Origin of the sequence: Embleya sp. AB8 (assembly GCF_049739465.1) — a bacterium.
In the GTDB taxonomy this organism is placed as follows: domain Bacteria; phylum Actinomycetota; class Actinomycetes; order Streptomycetales; family Streptomycetaceae; genus Embleya.
Genome location: NZ_JBMHHY010000013.1, coordinates 96956 through 113705 on the forward strand (window position 1 = coordinate 96956; position 16750 = coordinate 113705).

Here is a 16750-nt window from a genome sequence, read left to right on the forward strand (position 1 = left end):
TTCCGATCGGGGAGACGATCAGCATGGGCAGTGGCAAGTGGTCCACCAACGTCTATGACGCGGCGCAGAGTTACAACGCGGCGGCCGGCCGCAGCGCCTTCCACTACGACCACGTCACCAAGCACAACACGCCGCGCAGCGCCTGGACGGCGCACGCCGACCTGGACCCGCGTCAGGCGGGCCTGCGGGAGAGCCGGGACAGCGACGAGCACCCCACGTCGCTGGCCATCTCGGTGCTGTTCGACGTGACCGGCTCGATGCTCCGGGTCCCGCAGACCCTGCAGACCAAGCTGCCGGAGCTGTTCGGCCTGCTGCTGCGCAAGGGCTACGTGCAGGACCCGCAGATCATGTTCGGCGCGATCGGCGACGCGACCTGCGACCGAGTGCCGTTGCAGGTGGGCCAGTTCGAGTCGGACAACCGGATGGACGACCAGCTCGGCAACATCCTGTTGGAGGGCGGCGGGGGTGGGCAAAAGCGCGAATCCTACGAGCTGGCGCTCTACTTCATGGCCCGGCACACCTCGATCGACTGTCACGAGAAGCGCGGCAAGCGCGGCTACCTGTTCGTGATCGGCGACGAGATGCCCTACCGCAAGGTGCGGCGCGGCGAGGTCAAGGAGTTCATCGGCGACGACCTGGCCGAGGACATCCCGATCGAGCGGATCCTGGCCGAGTTGCAGCGCATGTACGAGGTCTACTACATCCTCCCGGCCGGCTCGTCCTACGTGGGCGACACCGAGGTGCTGGGCGAGTGGAAGGGCCTGCTGCGGCAGAACGTGATCGAACTCGACGACCCCGACGGGGTGTGCGAGACGATCGCGCTGACCATCGGGCTCGCCGAGGACGCGATCGACCTGGACGAGGGGCTGGCGCACCTGCGCGAGGTGGGCGCCACGGGTCAGGTGGCCAACGTGTCCAAGGCGCTTGCCGCGTACGCCCGTTCCGGCGGCACGGTGGCCGTCTCCGGCGCCCTGCCCGGCCTGGACGGTGACGCGGGCGCGGGCACTCCGCGGTTGTGACACCTCGTCATGTCGCGGTCGTCGACCTGGGGTTCGGCGACGCGGGCAAGGGCACCACGGTGGACCGGCTGTGCGCGCGCGGGCGCGCGCAGGGGCGGCCGGTGCACGCGGTGGTGCGGTTCAACGGCGGCGCGCAGGCCGCGCACAACGTGGTCACCGACGACGGGCGACACCACACGTTTGCCCAGTTCGGCGCGGGCACGTTCACCCCGGGCACCCGTACCCACCTGTCCCGGTTCATGCTCGTGGACCCGCTCGCGCTGGCCGCGGAGGCGGAGCACTTGCGGGCGTTGGGAGTGGCCGACCCGCTCGGGCTGCTGACCGTGGATCGGGAGGCGCTGTTGACCACGCCGTACCACGCGGCGGCCAATCGGGCCCGGGAGCTGGCGCGCGGGGCGAACCGGCACGGCTCGTGCGGGATGGGCGTCGGCGAGACGGCGGCCTTCGCACTGGCCCACCCGGACGCGGCACCGCGGGTGGCGGACTGCGACTCGGCGGGGTTGTTGCGCCGCCGGCTCGGCGCGGTGCGGGACACGTTGAGCGCCGAATTCGGGACACCGCTGGGGCCGGACGTCGAGGCGTGCGTCACGGCGTTCCTGGCCTTCGGGCGGGCGGTGCGCAGAACGGATCGCGCGTACGCGCGCGAGCTGTTGCGCGGTGGGCCGGTGGTGTTCGAGGGGGCGCAGGGCGTGTTGCTGGACGAGTGGCACGGGTTCCACCCGTACACGACGTGGTCGACCACGACGTTCGCCAACGCCGAGACACTGGTCGCCGAGGCGGGGGAGGAGTTGTACCGGCTCGGCGTGCTGCGCACCCACACCACGCGGCACGGCGCGGGGCCGCTGCCGAGTGAGGACGCGGCGCTGACGGCGGCGCTGCCGGACCGGTACAACGGGACCGGGCGCTGGCAGGGCGCGTTTCGGGTGGGCCACTTCGACGTGGTCGCGCATCGGTACGCGGTTGCGGTGTGCGGGGGCGTGGACGGTGTGGCGCTCACCCACACGGACCGGCTCGGCCACGCCGGGCTCGGTGTGGTCCGGGCGTACGGCGGGGTCGAGCCGGCGGTGGGCCCGGTCCCCGATCTCGGGTACGCCGAGCGGCAGACCGGGCGGATGTTCGCCGCGCGGCCGGTGCTCGAGCAGGCGCCGCCGGCCGCGGCGTGGCCGGAATTCGTCGGTGCCGAGTTGGGCGCCCCGGTGACCTTGATCTCGTTCGGTCCGCGCACCGGTGACAAGCGCGAGCAGCCGGCACTACGCTCCTATTACTCTCCGGTAACATAGCTGCTCCGGGGGTGGCGAGGGGGCGGGTTCGGGCCGGTGGTCGGCGTCGATGCGCCGACCGCGTACTCTCGGACGGAGAAGTTGACGGACCGTCAGAACTGAATGTGCCCTGTGTCACGCGTGCGCCCCCGCGCGGGCGTGGCATCGTGGCGCGGAGATCGATGGATCTTGGGGCCGGAACCGTGGGCCCGTCGCCGCCCCCGTCGACGGGCATGACACCCTCGGACCGGCACCTGGGTGACCGGACGACCACAGGAGAACTGTTGTGAAAATCGTTGTCTGCGTGAAGTACGTTCCCGACGCGACCGGGGACCGGGGCTTCAACGACGATGGCACCACCGATCGCGAGTCGGTCGACTCCCTGCTGTCGGAGCTGGACGAGTACGCGATCGAGCAGGCTCTGGGGATCGTGGAGTCCGGCGTCGAGGCCGAGATCACGTATCTGACGGTCGGTCCGGACGATGCCAAGGACGCCCTGCGCAAGGCGCTGGCGATGGGCGGCGACAAGGCCATCCACGTCAACGACGACGACATCGCGGGCACCGACGCGCTGGGCACGTCGCTGATCCTGGCCAAGGCCATCGAGCGGGCCGGCTTCGACCTGGTCGTGTGCGGCATGGCGTCCACCGACGCGACGATGGGTGTCGTGCCGGCCATGCTCGCCGAGCGGCTCGGCGTCCCGCAGGTCACCTACCTGGACGAGGTCGCGGTCGAGGGCGGCGTGGTCAAGGGCCGCCGCGAGGGCGACGTGGCCACCGAGCGGATCGAGGCGTCGCTGCCCGCCGTCGTGTCGGTCACCGACCGTACCGGCGAAGCCCGTTACCCCTCGTTCAAGGGCATCATGGCGGCCAAGAAGAAGCCGCTGGAGTCGCTGGACCTGGACGACCTGGGCATCGAGTCGGACCAGGTCGGCCTGTCCGCCGCGTGGTCGATCGTGGACACCGCGACCAAGCGCCCGCCGCGCGCCAAGGGCGAGGTCGTCGAGGACGAGGGCGAGGGCGGCGTGCAGTTGGCCGCGTTCCTCGCCGCCAGGAAGTTCATCTAGTCGGTCAGCAGCACCGGACTGTTTCGACACTTCGTGGCGGTCGCCCCCGGGGCGACCGAACATCGCAACGTCTACAACTTCCGCGGCCGGAGCAATCCGGGCTGTACCGGAGTAGGAGAGAACCCCACATGGCCGAGATCCTCGTTCTCGTCGACCACGCCGACGGCGCGGTCCGCAAGCCGACCCTGGAACTGCTGACCCTGGCCCGCCGGCTCGGCGAGCCCGCCGCGGTCTACCTGGGCAAGGGCGCCGACGGCGCCACCGAGACGCTGGGCAGGTACGGCGCGCAGAAGATCTACGTCGTGGACGCGCCCGAGGTGGACGAATACCTCGTCGCGCCGGCCGTCGACGCGCTCGCCCAGATCGCCGGCGCGGGCACGCCCGGCGCGATCCTGGTCGCGTCCTCGAACGACGGCCGCGAGATCGCGGCGCGCGTCGCGGTGCGCCTGGAGTCGGGCCTGATCACCGACGCGGTCGACATCGAGGCGGGCGCCGAGGGCCCGGTCACCGAGCAGTCGGTGTTCGCGGCGACGTACCAGGTCAAGGCGCACGTCACCAAGGGCACGCCGATCATCACGGTCAAGCCCAACGCCGCCACCCCGGAGGAGGCCCCGGCCACCCCCGCCGTGGAGGCCGTCACGGTGGCCTTCACCGTCGCCGCGACCGGCACCAGGGTCGTCTCGCGCGCCCCGCGCGAGAAGTCCGACCGCCCGGAGCTGACCGAGGCCGACATCGTCGTCTCGGGCGGTCGCGGCGTCAACGGCGCGGAGAACTTCCACGTGATCGAGTCGGTCGCCGACGCCCTCGGCGCGGCGGTCGGCGCGTCCCGTGCGGCGGTCGACGCCGGCTGGTACCCGCACAGCCACCAGGTCGGCCAGACCGGCACCCAGGTCTCCCCGCAGCTCTACATCGCGGTCGGCATCTCCGGCGCGATCCAGCACCGCGCGGGCATGCAGACCAGCAAGACCATCGTCGCGATCAACAAGGACGAGGACGCCCCGATCTTCGACCTGGTCGACTACGGCGTGGTCGGCGACCTGTTCAAGGTCATGCCGCAGCTGGAAGCGGAGATCAACAAGCGCAAGTAGCAGGCGAGGGGCCTCGGTTGCCTCCGCCGCCCGCCCGCCGACCCCGCACCGGTACGTCCGGTTGCGGGGTCATCGCGCATTTGGATGGCGACGAGCACTGTGGATGTACATCTGCTACATTCGTGACATGAGCGAGCCAGTGATTGCATCCATGGCCGAGGTCCGCAACCACCTTGCGGACGTGCTCGACCGCGCCCGGCGCGACGAGACTCCGACGATCATTACGCGGCGTGGCAGGCAGGAGGCCGTCGTGATCGACATCGACGAGTACCGGCGCCTGCATCTGTTGGCCGAACAGGCCGAGGACGCGTGGCTCAACAAACTGGCCGACGAGGCGGAGGCCGAAGGCACCGAGGGGTCGGTCTCACTCGAAGAGATGGCCGCCCTGATCCAAGCCCACCACGCCTGATCGCGCATGGGTCACGTCACGCGTTTTTCTCCGCAAGGCCAGCGGGACCTGCTCAAGATCGCTCGCCCTGACGCGCTGCGGATCCTCCGTCGCCTGGCTGCCTTGCAAAAGGCGATGGACGCAGGAGACATCGCGGCCTTCGACATCAAGTCCCTCCAAGGGCACGACGCCCGCTGGCGTCTCAGGGTCGGGGCCTACCGGGTCGTGTACACCGTCGACCACGGCCGACTGATCGTATGGGTCCTGGCTGCCGGAAACCGCCGTGAGGTCTACCGCAACCTGTAGGCACTGCCGCGTGCCTTGTGGGAGGTCCGGTGGGCCGCCAACCGGCGTTCAGCGACGGTAGTTTCGCTTGTCCTCCAGCAGATCGAGATCGAAGGCGTCTTCGGCGGTTGCGCGCAACCGGCTGAGTGCGAGTGCCCGACGGTCGGTTTCCGGCGTCCGGCGGATAGTGGCCTCGTCGATGGCGCTTCGGAGTCGTTGTTCGTTGCCGACGGGAGATGGCGGGACGTTGTTGTCGGGCGCAGGGCTCATGGGGCGGGTACCTCGCCGTGGTCCTCGTCCGGGAGCGGTCTGGTGAGTTCTTCGGTCAGGGTGGGGTCGGCGAGGATGCGGGCGGTGGCGCGCCATCCGACGATGACGCGGTGGAGGTCGGCGGCCGTCCCGGGTCGCCGCTGCGAGGTCGGTGGCGACTCCCTTGCCCCCTTTGGCGGACAGGTGACGCGTCCAGGGGAAGGCTTCGCGGACGGTCGGCGTGCTCTCGTCGGATTGCGCGGTGGGTGTGGGCACGTCCGGAAGATACTTCGGAATGCGTTTCGGGTGGGTTGGTTCAGGATGATCGGGCGTCGATTGCCGGGACGGGAGTTGGGGCCGGGTGGCGGATCTGTGCCGTAGCCGGGGGTGTTCTGCGGGGGAGACTGGCCAGGGCTATGCCGATCACGACTACGGCCGCGCCGGTGGCCTCTATCCAGGTCGGGCGCTCGCCCAGTACCGCCCAGGCCGTGAGGATGCCGACGATCGGGACCAGCAGGCCGTACGGGGCCACCGCTGAGGCGGAGTGGCGGCTCAGGAGGGCGAACCACATGCCGTAGCCGAGCCAGGAGGACAGGGCGACGGTGAAGGCCAGGCCGGCCACCCCGCTCCAGGAGGCCGTGGTCAGGGACTCCCAGTCCTTGGTCGGGCCCTCGACGGTCAGGGACAGGGCCAGCAGGGGGAGTGGGGCGACCAGGGCGGACCAGACGACCAGGCCCAGGCCGCCGGGGATGCCGGCCTTGCGGGTGAGGACGTTGCCGAGGCCCCAGGAGGCGCCGGCGCCGAGGACCAGGAGGAAGGGCCACACCGAGGCGCCCTGGCCGCGGCCGAAGGCGATCACCGCCATGCCGGCGGCGGCGAGGCCCAGGGAGATCAGCCGGGTTCGGCCCGGGATCTCGCGCAGCAGTACGACCGCGCCCAGCACGGTGAACATCGCCTGACACTGGATCACCACCGACGACAGCCCGGCCGGCATCCCCGCGTGCATCGCGCTGAACAGGAACGCGAACTGGCCCACGTTGACCGTGAGTCCGACCCCGACCAGCACCCGCCAACCCACCTGCGGACGCTTGACGAACAACACGGCCGGAAACGCGACCAGGGCGAAGCGCAGCGCGGCCAGCAGGAAAGGCGGGAAATCGCCGAGGCTCGCGTCGATCGCGACGAAGTTCACCCCCCAGATCACGCTGACGAGCACGGCCCGGAGGGAATCGGTACGGGTCATGAGCATGATCAGCAGTGTGTGGTTCGGGCATCGATCGGGTCCAGCTACATTTATCGGACTCCAATCGGTAGTTTTTCTACATGGAGATCAAGCGGCTGAACATCCTGCGCGCGCTCGACGAACACGGCACCGTCGTCGCCGCCGCGCGCTCGCTGCATCTGACGCCGTCCGCCGTGTCGCAACAACTCGCCGTGCTGGCCCGCGAGGCGGACGCGGTGCTGCTTGAGAAGCACGGGCGCGGTGTCCGGCTGACCGCCTCGGCGTACGTCCTGCTCGGCCACGCCGACGCGATCGCGACCCGCCTGGAGCAGGCCCGCGCCGATCTCGCGGCGCAGCGCGACGGGCGGGTCGGGCGGGCCCGGATCTCCGGCTTCCCGTCGGCGATCGCCGGTCTGGTCGCGCCGGCGCTGGCCCGGCTCAAGGTGACTCACCCCGGGTGGCGGTTCGAGGTGGTCCAGTACGAGACCGAGGACGCGCTCCCGCTGCTGCCCGCACGCGAGTTGGACGTGGCGATCGTGATGACGCACCCGGACCTGCCCGCGCCCGACCATCCCCGGATCGAGCTGCACCCGCTCCTCGACGAGCCGTTCGAGATCGCGCTGCCCGTCGATCACCCGCTGGCGGGCCGCGCCGAGGTGTCCCTTGGCGCCGACCTCGCCGACGCCGACTGGATCATCACCGCGCCCGGGACGGCGTGCCGTGGCCTGCTGCTGACGGCCTGTCACCAGGCCGGTTTCCAGCCCCGCCTGGCCCACACCTCGACCGACTTCGGCGCCCAACTCGCCCTGGTGGCGGCCGGGTTGGGGGTCACCATCATCCCGCGCCTGGCCCAGCCGGAGTTGCCGCCCGGCGTGCTGCTGCGGCCGATCACCGCCCCCTCGCCGCGCCGACACCTGATGGCGGCCGTCCGCCGGGGGCAGGGTCCGTCGCCGCTGTTGACCACCCTGCGCGCGGTCGGCGAGGAGTTGTCGGCCCGGGAGCGGCCCCGGTCGTAGGACCTACCGCGGCAGCACCGGGAGGGTGGCCGGCCCCCGGAACCGAACATTGCGCTCTCACCCGCTCGTAGGCACCGCCGGGCGACCCGGCCGGTCAGCCCCGAGTCGGGGCCTGCGCAGGATCGGCATCGGCGTCCCGGTCGGCGGAGGAGGAAGGTTCCTGCGCCTCGTGCTTCCCGAAGTACGCGACGGCCACCGCGCCGGAGACGGCGAGGACGAAGCCGAGGACCGCCATCCAGGCCAGCCCGTCGCGCGAGGTGTCGCCGAGCCACAGGACACCCACCGCACCCGGCACCACCGTCTCGCCGACCACGAGCGCCGCCGTCGCGCCGTTGACCGAGCCGATCTGCAACGCGATCGTGTGCAGGTACATCCCGCCGATCCCGCCGATCAGCACCGCGTACAGCGCCGGGTCGGCGACCAGCTTGCCCAGGTCGAACGGGTCCACGCCGTCCAGGATCCGCACCCCGATACCCAGCCCGCCGAAGCCGAGGCCGGACAGCAGACCCGCGACGATCGCACCGTTGGCGCCGAGGAAGCGCACCAGTACGGTCCCGCCGATGATCACCACGATCGTGATGATCAGCACCCACCAGTGCGTCGCGCGCGGACTGTGCCCGTTGCCCTCCGGCCCGGCCGCGATGCCGAGCAGGACCAGCGCCCCGCAGACCACGCCGATCGAGGTCCAGTCGGCGCGATGCAGCTTGATGCCCAGCAGCTTGATCCCGAGTACCGCGGTGATCACCAGGTTCGCGCTGATGATCGTCTGGGACAGGAACAGCGGCAGCAGCCGCGCCGCCAACGCGCCGAGCGCGAAGCCGACGAAGTCGAGCAGCGTGCCGACGATGAACTCCCACGTGACCGCGGCCTTCGCGGTCGAGGACAGACTCGGGCCGCCGTACCCGGTCACCTGCGCGCTGCCGCCGCCCAGCTTCGCCTGCTTCGCCGCCTCCTCGCGCGCGGATCGCCGCGACCCGACCGCCTGGAGCACCGACCCCACGCCGTAACACGCGGAGGCCGCGACTGCGGTAACCAGTCCGACGATCACAGAAAGCTCCAGTTCTTCTTCAGGGATTGCGTTCGGGTACCGGGACCCACTACCAGGAATCGATACCGATCGTGAGGTCCGACCGATGCGGGGCGGAAATCGGACCCGTCGGCCCGACCGACCGTACCGCTCGCGACGTCCCTCGCACGTCCCGCCGTAGGACCTGCCGCAGGACCTGCTGCGGGTCCTGCTGCGGGTCCGCCGCCTCGCCTCGCCAACGATCGCCTCCCGCGCCCGGTTTCCGATTCGGGCGCCGTGATCGCATCCCATACCTGCGGCGTACGCGAGCCGTACGCATCTCGGTTGACGGCCCGTCACTCGACGCGTCGACGGGTGCATTCGAGGGAACTTTCCGCGCGCCTTGTCACGATTTATAGATAAATGTCCCAAGTTTCATACATGCACAGGAAACCGAACGCTCGGATCCGCGGGACGGGCCTCGCGCTATCCGGAGTAGTCACCCTCGGCGGGGTGATCCTCGTCTGCGTGTTCGCCGTGATGGGCATCGCCACGCCGCTGCCCGGCGGCCTCGGGCCCTGCATCCCGGGGAGTTGCCCGGCTGTCGAATCCGAACCCAACAACGGCCCGATCGTGGGCCGCGACAACGGCATCAACATGTTCGTCGGCGGCAACTGGACCGTCAGCGGGTCCGCCGCGGAGGCCGAGGGCAAGTTGGTCGCCCTCGGCAACTTCGACATGAACAAGACGTCCGGATCCAGCATCTACAACGTGGGCGTGGTCGGCGTCGGCTCCCGCGTACCCCCCGACAACGGCACCGATTTCCTCACCGTCGGCGGCAACGTCACCATCGCGCCCGGTCAGCGACTGCTCGCCGAGGAAGGCGCGGTGAGCGGCGTGGTCCGCTACGCCGGCACCCTCTCCGGGACCGTGGTGCCGACCGCGGTCAAGGACGGGTCCGCCGCGGCGCCGTACGCCGGTCTGCGTCCCCAACTGACCGCCTCCTCGACCTGCTACGCGTTCCCCGACGGCCAACCGCGCACCCCCACCGGCACCGCGGTGAACGTGGGCTTCGAGACGTTGTTCACCGGTGACGGTACGTCCCCGCTCCAGGTGTTCAACGTCGACTTCGACATCGCCAACGCCGGCGGCGGGCCGCAGGGCATTACGTTCCTGGGGATTCCGCCGGGGGCCACCGTGCTGGTCAACCTGACCGGGCCGGCCCGGGTGATCAACACGTTCATCGGGAGCGATGCGATTCCGCCGGCGCTGCGCGCCAAGCTGCTGTGGAACTTCCCGGAGGCCACGGCGGTGACCTTCGCGGGCAGCGCCCAGTTCCAGGGCAGTGTGCTGGTCGGCAACCCGGCGAGCACCACGACGGTGTCCGTGCCGGGGATGAACGGGCGGTTCTTCACGGCCGGTTCGCTGATCCACGAGTCGTCGTCGGGGTCGGAGTTCCACCGGTATCCGTTCGATGGTGACCTGCCGGACTGCGGTACGACGCCGTCGCCGTCGGTCTCGCCGTCGGCTTCCCCCTCGGTCTCGCCGTCGGCTTCCCCGTCCGTGTCGCCCTCGGCCTCGCCTTCGGTGAGCCCGTCCGCGAGCCCCTCGGTGTCCCCGTCGGCTTCGCCTTCGGCCAGCCCATCGGCATCTCCGTCGGCGTCCCCATCGGCCTCGCCGTCCGCGAGTCCCTCTGCGAGTCCGTCGGCCAGCCCGTCGGCTTCGCCCTCGGCGAGTCCCTCGGCGTCCCCGTCCGCGAGCCCATCGGCATCGCCCTCGGCCAGCCCGTCCGCGTCCCCGTCGGCATCGCCCTCGGTGAGCCCGTCCGGCTCCCCGTCCGCGAGCCCGACGGCTTCGCCCACGTGTCCGCCGTCGGCCTCGCCCTCGGCCTCCCCATCCGGCTCGTCCTCCGCCACCCCGTCGGCCAGTCACTCGGCCGTGCCCTCCGGTACGCACACCAAGCCGCACGGCGGCCACGGCGGTGACCACGGAGGCGGTAACGGCGGCCACGGCGGTGGCGGTGGCCACGGTGGCGGGATCGGCGGATCCGGTGGATCCGACGGCCTCGCGCACAGCGGCATGCCGGGCAACGTGGCCCTGATGCTGGGTGGCAGCGCCCTCGCCATCGGCCTCGGCGTGGCCCTGCTGTTCTTCTACCGCGCCCGCGCACGTAGCCGCGCGTAGTCCCCATCCGACCCGAATGGCCCTCGATCTCCCCGGAGATCGAGGGCCATTCCCACGTCGGGCCCGCCCGGCTTCGGCCGTCTCGCCGAACTCCCGCTCCTACTCCAGCCAAACCCCCGCCGCGACCAGCAACGCCCGCACGCCGGTAGCCAGGGTCGGCTCGATCACCGGCGCGAAATACGGCGAATGGTTGGCCACCACCGGCTTCGTCGGCCCACCCGGACCGAAGTCGGCCGGATCGTTCCCGCCGAACATCCAGAACACCGACGGCACCCCGGCCTCGCTCGCGAACAGCCCGAAGTCCTCGCTCGCCGACGCCGGTCCGATCGTCCGTACCCACTCCTCGCCCAGCGCCGCCGCGTGCGCGGCGCGCACCCGTTCGGTGGCCGGCCCGTCGTTGACGGTGAGCGGGAAGTTGTGGGTCGACTCGATCTCGGGATCCCGAGGCGCGCCCGCGCCCCGCGCCTCGGCCAGCGTCAGCCGCTCGATCGCGGCCAGCACCCGAGCCCGGACGCCCTCGTCGAAACTGCGCACGTTGACGCCCAGTTCGGCCTCGGCCGGGATGATGTTGTCCTTCGTACCGGCCTGCAACCGGCCGACCGTGACCACCGCCTGCTCCATCGGCCCGACGGTCCGGGACACCACCGTCTGCAACCGCATCACCAGCGACGCGGCCATCACCACCGGGTCGACCGCGTTTTCCGGCTGCGAGCCGTGCCCGCCGCGCCCGTGCAGCCGGATGGTGAGCGAGTCGGCGGCGGCCAGGACCGTCCCGGGGCAGTGCGCCACCAGGCCCGCCGGACCCGGTGCCACGTGCTGCCCGAGCACCACGTCCGGCCGGGGGAAACGGTCGAGTAGCCCGTCGTCGAGCATCGCCCGCGCGCCGCGCCCGATTTCCTCGGCGGGCTGGAACAGCGCGACCACCGTCCCGTGCCACACGTCCCGATCGGCCGCGAGCAACGCGCACGCGCCGAGCAGACAGGTCACGTGTACGTCGTGGCCGCAGGCGTGCATGATCGGCACCCCGTCCGGGTCGGTGGCCGTCGAGGCGTAGTCGAGCCCGGTGGCCTCCCGGACCGGCAGCGCGTCCATGTCCGCCCGCATCCACACGGTGGGCCCGTCCCCATTGCGCAACACCGCGACCACACCGGTGCCGCCGACCCCCGGGGTGACCGTCCAGTCGGCGTCCAGGCGCTTGGCGATCAGGTCGGCCGTGCGGTGTTCGTGGAGGGAGAGTTCGGGGTGCGCGTGCAGGTCCCGGTACACGTCCGCGAGACCGGGCAGGATCGCCTCCAGGCCGGTCGACAGCTTCCCCATTCGGCAACTCCCTTCACGACGGAACAGCGCAAAATCCAGCGGAATACGGCCGAGCACGGCACAGGCAACGGCAACGACGAAGGATGACGAAGGATGTGGATGTACGCCGCAACGTGCCCAACATACTGGGGCGTTCCGGGGATGCGCCGCCGGCCGCGCCCGGGGGATCGGGTGCGGCCGGTGGGTCGAGTGGCGACTAGCGGGTGATGCCGAAGCGTTCCAGGCCGAAGGCCTTGATGGCGTTGGCGCGGAAGAGTTTGTCGCATTCCGCCTGGGTCAGGCCCGCCTTGGTGGCGATGTCCAGGGCCACCTTGTGGGTGTTGGGGAACGTGGAGTCGGCGTGCGGGTAGTCGACCTCGAAGCAGATCTGGTCGATGCCGATCACGTCGCGGTTTCGCAGGCCGATCTCGTCGTCGAAGATGCAGCCGTAGATGCGGTCCTTGATGTACGAACTGGGCTTCTCGGTCAGGGACGAGCCGAAGGCGTTGTCGTCGCGCTCCGCCCAGAGCTTGTCCGCGCGCTCCATCACGTACGGCATCCAGCCGACCTGGCCCTCGGCGTAGGCGATCTTCATCCTCGGGAAGCGGTCGAAGACGCCGGAGAAGATGTAGTCGACCATCGAGCCCATGGCGTTCTGGAAGGTCAGCACCGAGGAGACGATGAACGGCGCGTCGGGGGACGTCGAGGGCATCTTCGAGGACGAGCCGATGTGCATGCACACGATCGTGTCCGTCTCCTCGCAGGCCCGGAAGAACGGGTCCCAGAAGCGGTCCTTGTCGTGCACCGACGGCAGGCCCAGCGGCACCGGGTTCTCCGAGAAGGCGACCGCGAACGAGCCCTTGGCCGCACAGCGGCGTACCTCGGCGGCGGCCAGGTTCGCGTCCCACAGCGGGATGATCGTCATCGGCAGCAGGCGGCCCTTGCCGTCACCCGCGCACCACTCGTCGATCATCCAGTCGTTGTACGCCCGCACGCACAGCAGCGCCAGTTCCTTGTCCTCGCGCTCGTAGAACGCCTGGCCGCAGAACCTCGGCAGGATGTTCGGGAAACACAACGAGGCGTCGACGTGGTTGGCGTCCATGTCCTTGAGTCGCTCGGACTGGATCCACGCGCCCGGCCGGATGTCGTCGAAGGTGACCGGCGTCACGTCGAGGGTGTCGAAGCCGACCGCGGCGGAGAGCTTCGGGAAGGGGTAGACCAGGTCGTCGTAGAGCCACCAGTCGCACCACTCGCCGTCCTCGACGCCGCGCTCGTAGGAGAACACCCCACCGATGAAATTGAACTTCGCCTTGTCGCGCACCACACGCGGGCCACGGTCTTTGTACTTGGCGGGCAGTCGTGAGGTCCACAGGTCCGGCGGCTCCACCACGTGGTCGTCGACGGAGATGATGCGCGGGATCTCGAGCGTCATGGTGGCGGCTCCTTGCGGCGATGGCAACGATGCCGGCGATGCCGGTGAACGGCAGCGCGCGGCGGCGAACGGCGGTGGCCCCGCCGACGACGCGTGGACCCTGCGTACCAAGGAAACCCGCTGACGGGTCGTCAGCCAAGCCCCTGGTGTTGCTAACGTTATGCCGACACGGCATAGGTGGGGTTCATGGAACTGCGCGACCTGAGATGTTTCCTGGCGGTCGCCGAGGAACGGCACTTCGGCCGGGCCGCCGCGCGCCTGTATCTGTCCCAACCGATGGTCAGCAAGGCCGTGCGCCGCCTGGAGCAGCAGCTCGGCGCCCGTCTCGTGGACCGCTCGTCGCTGCCGGTCGCGCTCACCCCGCTCGGCGAAGTGTTCCGCAGCCGGCTCGACGAGTCGCTGCGACTGTTGGACGACGCGTGCGCCGAGGTCCGCCGGCGGGCCACCTGGGACGCCGGACAGGTGCGCGTGGGGTATACCTCCGGCCTGGGCCCCTCGCTGGTGTCGGCGGCCATCTCCGCGTTGCACGTGCGCCACCCGGCGCTGCGCGTGCAGTGGACCAGCGAGCCGACCGCCCGCCAGGTGGCCGATGTACGCGAAGGGGTGCTCGACGCCGGGCTCGGCTGGTTGCCCGATCTGGGCCCGGGGTTCGAGTCCGCCCGGGTCGGTACCTTCGCGTTCGTCGCCCTGCTCCCACAGGAGCACCCCTGCGCCGACCGAGCAGCCGTGGACCTGACCGAACTGGTCGGCCGCGGCGAACCGATCGTGGTCTGGCCGCGCCAACCGCACCCCAGGCTGTACACCCGGGTCACCGACGCGCTGCGCCGCGCGGGGGCGAGCGAGATCGTCGAGGCGTACGGCAGCGTCGACGACGTGATCGCGCGCGTCGTGGATCGCCAGGGGGTCGGCCTGTCGCCGCGCGGCTGGGCCCGACAGCGCCCGGTCCGCGGGGTCGTCCAGGTGCCGCTGACCGGCGCGCCCGACGTCGCGGTGACCGCGTTCTGGCGGGCGGACATCCGGCACGAGGGGGTCGGCGTACTGGTCCGGTTGCTTCGCGAGGTGGCCGAGGACAGCGACCTGGCCGACCAGTTGTAGCCGCGGCGGGAAGAGTTGGCGAGGCCCTCCACCGTCCCCAGTGAAGGGCCTCCCCACGTCAACGGCGCGCACCGGCCGTTGGTTCCCGACCCGCCGAACACACCCTCGCCTACTGCAACAACCGTCCCAACCGCCCCGGCAACCCCGGGATGTTCGGCTGCCCACCCGGCGGCTGGTTCTCCGGCGTGGCCTGCTCCGGGATCAGGTTCGGGTCGATGGAGATCTCCGAGGACTGCATCAACACCGTGCCCGCCCCGACGAAGTCGTACTGGTGCTCCTCGCCGGACGCCCCGCCGAGCCCGGTGATCCGCCGGGCCATGCCCAGCGCGCCGCGCATGTACTTGGTGTCGAAGTGGTGGCACGGGGTCGGACAGTCCGCCCAGCCGAGCAGCGCGTCCGGGTCCACCCGGATCGGCGGCTCGACGAAGTGCACCGCGCCGTTCGAGGCGGCGACGAACTTGCCGGTGCCGATCAGCGTGACGAACCCGGGCACGATCGACTGCTTGAGGTCCAGGCCGGGCTGGAAGGCGAGCAGATTGCCCGCCCGGATGGTCAGATTGCCGGTCTCCAGGTCGTACGAGTTGACGTCGAAGCCACGATCGGCCAACAACAACTGGCCCTTGCCCTGCGCGACGATCCAATCCTGGAGGTAGAGCGGCGAGTTGAAGTTGTCGGTGACCAGCCGATCCAGCGCACCCACGCCGAGCGCCTCGAACCTGATCCGCCCGTAGTAGGCGATCATCTTGCCCTTCTGGACGAACCACTCGCCCTCCAGGGCCACGTTGAACGTGTACGGATTGACGTTGTCGTCGCGCGGCAGCGTGCGTGCGTCGAACACGGTCGGGCCGGTACCGAGGGTGGTCACAACTTCTCCTCGCTCGCCTGGACGAAGACCGTGCCGGTGCCGGACAGTTCCAACTGGAACGCCTCCCCGGAGCCCCGCCCGATCACGTCGCGCCAGCCCAGACTGGCGCCGATCCGATTGTCCAGTTGCCCGCGATGCGCGATGTAGGCCTGCGGGTCGACGTGGATCGGCCGACCCGGCTGGACCGCCAGTTCGATCACCCCGCCGTGCGCGAGCACCGCGCACGACCCGCGGCCGGTCAGCGTGGTGGTGAACAGCCCCTGGCCGGTCACCTGGCCGCGGATCATCCCGCGCACCCCGCCCTGCGAACCCATGAACATCGTGCCCTGCTGCAACGAGCCCTCGAAGACCAGCAGTCGGTCCGCCTCCACGTGCAGCGTGTCGCCGCCGATCTCGATCAGGTGTACATGCCGGCCGGCGTGGCCGAACATCACCGTGCCCTCGCCCTCGGCCTTCATCAGCGGCACCGACTCGCCCGCGAGCCGGCGGCCGATCATCCCCCCGACACTGTGCTGCCCGGTGGTGGTGGGGCTGAAGGAAACCTCGCCGCGGTAGGCCAACATCGCCCCGCGCAGGCAGTACAGGATCTGCCCGGGCCCGACGGTTGCCTCGATCATCTTGGAGTTGACCTGGTCGAACGTCACGTCTGCCCCCCGATGGTCTGCCGCTCGGTGGGCTGGACGTACACCAGTCCCTCGCCCTCGAAGCGCAACTGCACGCTCTCCCCGGAGCCTTCGCCGATGAACGTCCGCCAGTTGACGTCCTTGACGAACGCCTTGCGCAGCTGCCCGGTGTGCGCGACATACGCCCCCGGGTCCACGGACAGCGGCTCGGCCTGCGACACCCGCAGTACGATCGCCGGCCCGTCGGAGGTGACCGCCACCGTGCCCTGACCGGACACGGTCGTGGTGAACAGGCCCTGCCCGCTGCTCGCGCCGTGCAGACCGGTGAACTCGGTGCCGGTGCGCAGGCCCTGGTCGACCGCGAGCAGGTTGCTCGACTCGACGTGCAGGGTCTCGCCGTTCAGCTGTACCAGGTTGATCTCGGTGGCCCGGTCCGCGAACCAGCAGGTGCCCTCGCCGCTCACCTCCATGAGGGTCATCCCCTCACCGGTGAGCCGGCGAGTGACCATGCCGCGCAGCCCCTCACCGCCGCCGGACAATCGTTTGAACGTCATCCGCCCGTCGTAGGCGATCATCGACCCGTTCCGGGCCTTGATCGCGTCTCCGCCCAGGCTCACCACGAGCACTCGTGAACCCTGCGTCGCATATGTCGCCACG

17 protein-coding genes are annotated in these 16750 nt (G+C 70.5%); 9 read left to right on the forward strand and 8 right to left on the reverse strand.

Annotated features, from left to right (window positions below; translation table 11 throughout):
• Positions 1–23: 23 nt before the first annotated feature.
• The 6 genes from ABIA38_RS20485 to ABIA38_RS20510 all read left to right on the forward strand — a co-directional run bounded on the left by ABIA38_RS20485 (position 24) and on the right by ABIA38_RS20510 (position 5126).
• Positions 24–1019 (forward strand): hypothetical protein, encoded by a 996-nt coding sequence (locus ABIA38_RS20485; protein WP_424640157.1) that lies wholly within the window; start codon positions 24–26, stop codon positions 1017–1019.
• Positions 1016–2299 (forward strand): adenylosuccinate synthetase, encoded by a 1284-nt coding sequence (locus ABIA38_RS20490; protein WP_424640158.1) that lies wholly within the window; start codon positions 1016–1018, stop codon positions 2297–2299. The genes ABIA38_RS20485 and ABIA38_RS20490 overlap by 4 nt, the downstream gene beginning before the upstream one ends.
• 283 nt (positions 2300–2582) lie before the next feature.
• Positions 2583–3344: an electron transfer flavoprotein subunit beta/FixA family protein gene (locus ABIA38_RS20495; RefSeq protein ID WP_424640159.1), complete on the forward strand. Its 762-nt coding sequence runs from the start codon at positions 2583–2585 to the stop codon at positions 3342–3344.
• Positions 3345–3472: 128 nt separating this feature from the next.
• A complete protein-coding gene (locus ABIA38_RS20500; protein ID WP_424640160.1) occupies positions 3473–4432 on the forward strand; it encodes an electron transfer flavoprotein subunit alpha/FixB family protein in 960 nt (319 codons plus the stop codon).
• Between the two features lie 127 nt (positions 4433–4559).
• Complete coding sequence (locus tag ABIA38_RS20505) at positions 4560–4841, forward strand: type II toxin-antitoxin system Phd/YefM family antitoxin (protein ID WP_424640161.1); 282 nt, start codon at positions 4560–4562, stop codon at positions 4839–4841.
• Positions 4842–4847: 6 nt separating this feature from the next.
• Positions 4848–5126 carry a type II toxin-antitoxin system RelE family toxin gene (locus tag ABIA38_RS20510; protein WP_424640162.1) on the forward strand — a complete coding sequence of 93 codons (279 nt, stop codon included), beginning with the start codon at positions 4848–4850 and terminating at the stop codon, positions 5124–5126.
• 48 nt (positions 5127–5174) lie between these two features.
• On the opposite strand, the gene ABIA38_RS20515 is transcribed toward ABIA38_RS20510, so the two are convergent.
• Positions 5175–5375, reverse strand: coding sequence for a hypothetical protein (locus tag ABIA38_RS20515; protein ID WP_424640163.1), 201 nt, complete (start codon positions 5373–5375; stop codon positions 5175–5177).
• A gap of 295 nt (positions 5376–5670) precedes the next feature.
• Positions 5671–6603 carry an EamA family transporter gene (locus ABIA38_RS20520; protein ID WP_424640164.1) on the reverse strand — a complete coding sequence of 311 codons (933 nt, stop codon included), beginning with the start codon at positions 6601–6603 and terminating at the stop codon, positions 5671–5673.
• Between the two features lie 74 nt (positions 6604–6677).
• On the opposite strand from ABIA38_RS20520, the gene ABIA38_RS20525 reads away from it, so the two are divergent.
• A complete protein-coding gene (locus ABIA38_RS20525) occupies positions 6678–7592 on the forward strand; it encodes a LysR family transcriptional regulator (protein WP_424640165.1) in 915 nt (304 codons plus the stop codon).
• Between the two features lie 94 nt (positions 7593–7686).
• Here ABIA38_RS20525 and ABIA38_RS20530 read toward each other — a convergent pair whose 3' ends face one another.
• Positions 7687–8640, reverse strand: a complete 954-nt coding sequence (locus tag ABIA38_RS20530) for a hypothetical protein (protein ID WP_424640166.1) — start codon at positions 8638–8640, stop codon at positions 7687–7689.
• A gap of 399 nt (positions 8641–9039) precedes the next feature.
• On the opposite strand from ABIA38_RS20530, the gene ABIA38_RS20535 reads away from it, so the two are divergent.
• Positions 9040–10782 carry a choice-of-anchor A family protein gene (locus ABIA38_RS20535; RefSeq protein WP_424640167.1) on the forward strand — a complete coding sequence of 581 codons (1743 nt, stop codon included), beginning with the start codon at positions 9040–9042 and terminating at the stop codon, positions 10780–10782.
• A gap of 99 nt (positions 10783–10881) precedes the next feature.
• Here ABIA38_RS20535 and ABIA38_RS20540 read toward each other — a convergent pair whose 3' ends face one another.
• Both ABIA38_RS20540 and ABIA38_RS20545 read right to left on the reverse strand, forming a co-directional pair.
• Positions 10882–12099 carry an amidohydrolase gene (locus ABIA38_RS20540; RefSeq protein ID WP_424640168.1) on the reverse strand — a complete coding sequence of 406 codons (1218 nt, stop codon included), beginning with the start codon at positions 12097–12099 and terminating at the stop codon, positions 10882–10884.
• Positions 12100–12295: 196 nt separating this feature from the next.
• Positions 12296–13510, reverse strand: coding sequence for an amidohydrolase family protein (locus tag ABIA38_RS20545; RefSeq protein WP_424640169.1), 1215 nt, complete (start codon positions 13508–13510; stop codon positions 12296–12298).
• A gap of 186 nt (positions 13511–13696) precedes the next feature.
• On the opposite strand from ABIA38_RS20545, the gene ABIA38_RS20550 reads away from it, so the two are divergent.
• Positions 13697–14605, forward strand: a complete 909-nt coding sequence (locus ABIA38_RS20550) for a LysR substrate-binding domain-containing protein (RefSeq protein ID WP_424640170.1) — start codon at positions 13697–13699, stop codon at positions 14603–14605.
• 109 nt (positions 14606–14714) lie between these two features.
• Here the strand turns inward: ABIA38_RS20550 and ABIA38_RS20555 are convergent, their stop codons facing one another.
• The 3 genes from ABIA38_RS20555 to ABIA38_RS20565 are packed head-to-tail and all read right to left on the reverse strand — an operon-like array spanning position 14715 to position 16749.
• Entirely contained in the window at positions 14715–15470 is a 756-nt protein-coding gene (locus ABIA38_RS20555; RefSeq protein ID WP_424640171.1) for an AIM24 family protein, read from the reverse strand.
• The gene (locus tag ABIA38_RS20560; protein WP_424640172.1) at positions 15467–16114 is read right to left on the reverse strand and encodes an AIM24 family protein; all 648 of its coding nucleotides are present in this window, start codon (positions 16112–16114) and stop codon (positions 15467–15469) included. The genes ABIA38_RS20555 and ABIA38_RS20560 overlap by 4 nt, the downstream gene beginning before the upstream one ends.
• Positions 16111–16749, reverse strand: coding sequence for an AIM24 family protein (locus tag ABIA38_RS20565; RefSeq protein WP_424640173.1), 639 nt, complete (start codon positions 16747–16749; stop codon positions 16111–16113). Before ABIA38_RS20565 ends, ABIA38_RS20560 begins: the two co-directional genes overlap by 4 nt.
• Position 16750: the final 1 nt, after the last annotated feature.

Coding starts and splice junctions, on each gene's coding strand:
- ABIA38_RS20520 (WP_424640164.1), bottom strand. CDS start 6,603: ATGCTCATGACCCGTACCGATTCCCTCCGGGCCGTGCTCGTCAGCGTG.
- ABIA38_RS20510 (WP_424640162.1), top strand. CDS start 4,848: ATGGGTCACGTCACGCGTTTTTCTCCGCAAGGCCAGCGGGACCTGCTC.
- ABIA38_RS20500 (WP_424640160.1), top strand. CDS start 3,473: ATGGCCGAGATCCTCGTTCTCGTCGACCACGCCGACGGCGCGGTCCGC.
- ABIA38_RS20485 (WP_424640157.1), top strand. CDS start 24: ATGGGCAGTGGCAAGTGGTCCACCAACGTCTATGACGCGGCGCAGAGT.
- ABIA38_RS20515 (WP_424640163.1), bottom strand. CDS start 5,375: ATGAGCCCTGCGCCCGACAACAACGTCCCGCCATCTCCCGTCGGCAAC.
- ABIA38_RS20550 (WP_424640170.1), top strand. CDS start 13,697: ATGGAACTGCGCGACCTGAGATGTTTCCTGGCGGTCGCCGAGGAACGG.
- ABIA38_RS20505 (WP_424640161.1), top strand. CDS start 4,560: ATGAGCGAGCCAGTGATTGCATCCATGGCCGAGGTCCGCAACCACCTT.
- ABIA38_RS20535 (WP_424640167.1), top strand. CDS start 9,040: ATGCACAGGAAACCGAACGCTCGGATCCGCGGGACGGGCCTCGCGCTA.
- ABIA38_RS20545 (WP_424640169.1), bottom strand. CDS start 13,510: ATGACGCTCGAGATCCCGCGCATCATCTCCGTCGACGACCACGTGGTG.
- ABIA38_RS20525 (WP_424640165.1), top strand. CDS start 6,678: ATGGAGATCAAGCGGCTGAACATCCTGCGCGCGCTCGACGAACACGGC.
- ABIA38_RS20540 (WP_424640168.1), bottom strand. CDS start 12,099: ATGGGGAAGCTGTCGACCGGCCTGGAGGCGATCCTGCCCGGTCTCGCG.